This window comes from Vibrio sp. CCB-PB317, from assembly GCF_022808245.1.
GTDB classification, from domain to species: domain Bacteria; phylum Pseudomonadota; class Gammaproteobacteria; order Enterobacterales; family Vibrionaceae; genus Vibrio; species Vibrio diabolicus.
The window spans coordinates 1-2,926 of record NZ_JALGNU010000013.1 but is presented as its reverse complement, the minus strand read 5'-3'; the positions used below and the strand labels follow the sequence as shown (position 1 = coordinate 2,926).

Here is a 2,926-nt window from a genome sequence, read left to right as displayed (position 1 = left end):
GCATTAAGGTGTGAGCAACGCCACCACAAAACTTGACCTTACCACCGTAAACACAAAACCCAACGATTAGCACCAAAAATGCCAAGCGTTGGGAGTCACTCTTAAATGCTTTGTTATAAATTTAAACTAACGGCGCAAATATTGAACCTTGATCCGGAGTAAAAAGTCTTTGGTATAATTTGCACGCTTCAGTATCTGTCATAGAAGAAATGTAATCAGCAATTACACGGTCCAAACTAGTGCCCTCCGATATTTTTTCTTGGACAATTGTTGGTAAGAGCGAATACGGTTTAGACCTAAGCGCTATGAATAAATCCGTTATTATCTTTTGACCTTTGAATTCCAATGTTTGAACACTAGGTTGAGATATTACTTGCTCATAAACGAAATTTTTAAATGAGCCTAGAATCTCTTGTCGCTCAGTGTCCATTGTACACTGAAAATCCAATAAAGGACTTTCAAATCTATCTTGTTTACTAATTGTCGTCCCATTAACGAGTACGTTAATAATACTGCTAATAGCCGCCTTGGTATCTTCTAATCGGCCAGAGGCCAGTTTATTAGAAAGGTAATCCTTATTAGTGCTGCCCCAGCGTTTAGTTACAATTGTAGATAGTTCTTCAAGCTCGTGACTTAACTTATCACAAACTTCATCTCGATGTAATAGCCGCATGACGAGAGCGTCTTCAAGGTCATGAATGCCATATGCGATATCGTCTGCACACTCCATAATACTTGTGTCAAACGATTTAAATTGAGACTTTAGTTTACCTTTTGCTTCGGTGACAGAAGTAAATAGTTCTCTGTCCCGATCCGAGAATGGACTAAGCACCCAGTCCAACGTATCGCTTTCGGTATCGTGAATACATTTTGGAGGTGACCATTGACCAATATCTTTTGTAGAAATTTGTTCTGGTTTTGGATATTCACGCTTCAACTGGCTGTGTAACACAGGATATTTAACTATTCCCAACAAAGTCCTACGTGTGAGATTATAACCAAAATCACTAGAATATTCTCCGAGTTTACTTAATATTCGAAATGTTTGGCCGTTCCCCTCGAAGCCGCCATCAGTATGCAAAAAAAAGTTGAGTGTTCTTTCACCATTGTGACCAAAAGCTGGATGCCCTAAATCATGCGCCAAACAGATAGTTTCTATTAAAGGGATTGGAGCAATCCATTTTTTACTTGGGCACTCTCTTTGATCCGCAATAAAGTTAAGGCGGTGAGTTATGGAGTTCCCAACTTGCGCAACTTCCATTGAATGGGTTAATCGGGTTCTAAAAAAATCGCTTTCACCAACACCATGCACTTGGGTCTTAGATTGAAGTCGGCGGAAAGCTACAGAGTTAATAATTCTACTCTGGTCTATCCTGTATAAATATTCATGACCAGTTTCTGAATTACGTTTTCTATCACTTTGACGTGTTACCCATTCATCCATGTATTTACCTTTTCAATATGCAACAGAGGACTTTCAGCATATCAGATAGAAACCTTGCCGCAATGAGAGTTAGTTCAAAAGTACTACTTTTAATCCAGGCTTATCTTAGTACTGTGGGTAAATAGGGAGGAAATTTATAACGCCGCGTTAAGTAGTGAGCAACGATACCACCTCACCTAAACCATTGCACCGTAAACACTAAAGCCATTTTTAACTGAAAATGCCACGCGTTGCGAATCTGCCTTAAACGCTTTGTTAGTTTTATTGCTGGCGACTTAGTAACAAGCTTGCTCCAGACATAGCCAAAAAGGTTGCGCAACCCCTATTGAAGCGCTTTGCCATTTTTGGCTTCGTAAACCACTGCCTTAAATACATTCCGAATATGGCATAAATCGATATTGCACCCATTTCTAGAATTAAGAACGTAGCCCCTAAAGTGAAGAACTGCTCATTTACGCTAGCCGAAACATCAACGAATTGTGGCAGAAAGGCTGTAAAGATTAAGATAGCCTTTGGATTACCGGCGGCTAACAAAAATTCTTGTTTAGCTAAACCTAGTCGGTTGCGAGTTTTTTCTAGTTCAGAAACAGGACTTGCTTCCGAACGCCAAAGGTTAAAGGCAATCCACAGCAAGTAAGCTGCACCCACAACTTTGATGGTCAGAAACAGAGCCTCAGATGCATAGAGAACAGCTACTAAACCTGAAGCAGCCAAAGCAATCATTACCGCGAATGCAGCAATTCGACCAAGGCCAGCAATGAAAGCGGATTTAAAACCGTAACAACGCGCATTGTTCATAGACAATAGGTTGTTTGGGCCTGGAGTCATATTGAGCGCAAAACACGCAGGTATAAAGAACAATAACTTCCAGATTTCCACGATATTTCCTCCATAAAACTAACGCCCTGTTAAGGGGTGAGCAACGCAATACCAAAGCTGCAGCAAACCACCTTAATCACTAAAACCAACGCATAGTAAAAATGCCACGCGTTGCAAATCCCTCTTGAACAGTTTGTTATAAGCGTGGTTTGAGCATGTGCACGAACTGTTCATCTTGTCCTGTAACCTCAAAGCCTAATCTTTTATATAGTTGCCCCACTCGGTTTCCTTGCAAGTAACAAAGCTTAATAGGCAATGACTTTTGGTTCGCAAGTTCAATAACAGTTTTCAATATTTGGCTACCAATGCCTTTACCCTGGAACTTTGGTAACAAGAAAAAACGACCAAAGTATAGATGTTCAGAATGGAGCTGCACTAAATAGCTACCCGCTGCGACTCCATCGACTTCTATTATGGTTGGTTTTTCCTCATCCCATTCATTGCGATGAATTTCTCTTTGAACATTTTCGTCCCAACCAAAGACAGCTTTGATCGGTTCAAACTCTGCTGATTTTTTAAGTTCGAACAGGAACTCATAGTCACTATTTTTAGCTTTACGGGTTTCGTACACTTAACTCTCCAAGCCTACAACAACGGATAGCT

3 protein-coding genes are annotated in these 2,926 nt (G+C 40.4%); all 3 read right to left on the bottom strand.

Going from position 1 to position 2,926, the window contains the following annotated elements; all coding sequences use genetic code 11:
- Window positions 1-121: 121 nt before the first annotated feature.
- Window positions 122-1,444: an anti-phage deoxyguanosine triphosphatase gene (locus tag MTR11_RS23960; protein WP_193277730.1), complete on the bottom strand. Its 1,323-nt coding sequence runs from the start codon at window positions 1,442-1,444 to the stop codon at window positions 122-124.
- A 261-nt stretch (window positions 1,445-1,705) separates the two neighbouring features.
- Entirely contained in the window at window positions 1,706-2,323 is a 618-nt protein-coding gene (locus MTR11_RS23955) for a LysE family translocator (protein WP_243328519.1), read from the bottom strand.
- A 136-nt stretch (window positions 2,324-2,459) separates the two neighbouring features.
- Window positions 2,460-2,894, bottom strand: coding sequence for a GNAT family N-acetyltransferase (locus MTR11_RS23945; RefSeq protein WP_069509787.1), 435 nt, complete (start codon window positions 2,892-2,894; stop codon window positions 2,460-2,462).
- Window positions 2,895-2,926: the final 32 nt, after the last annotated feature.

Bases quoted from the DNA above. Each gene is read 5' to 3' on its own strand.
- MTR11_RS23960 (WP_193277730.1), bottom strand. From the start codon at position 1,444: ATGGATGAATGGGTAACACGTCAAAGTGATAGAAAACGTAATTCAGAA.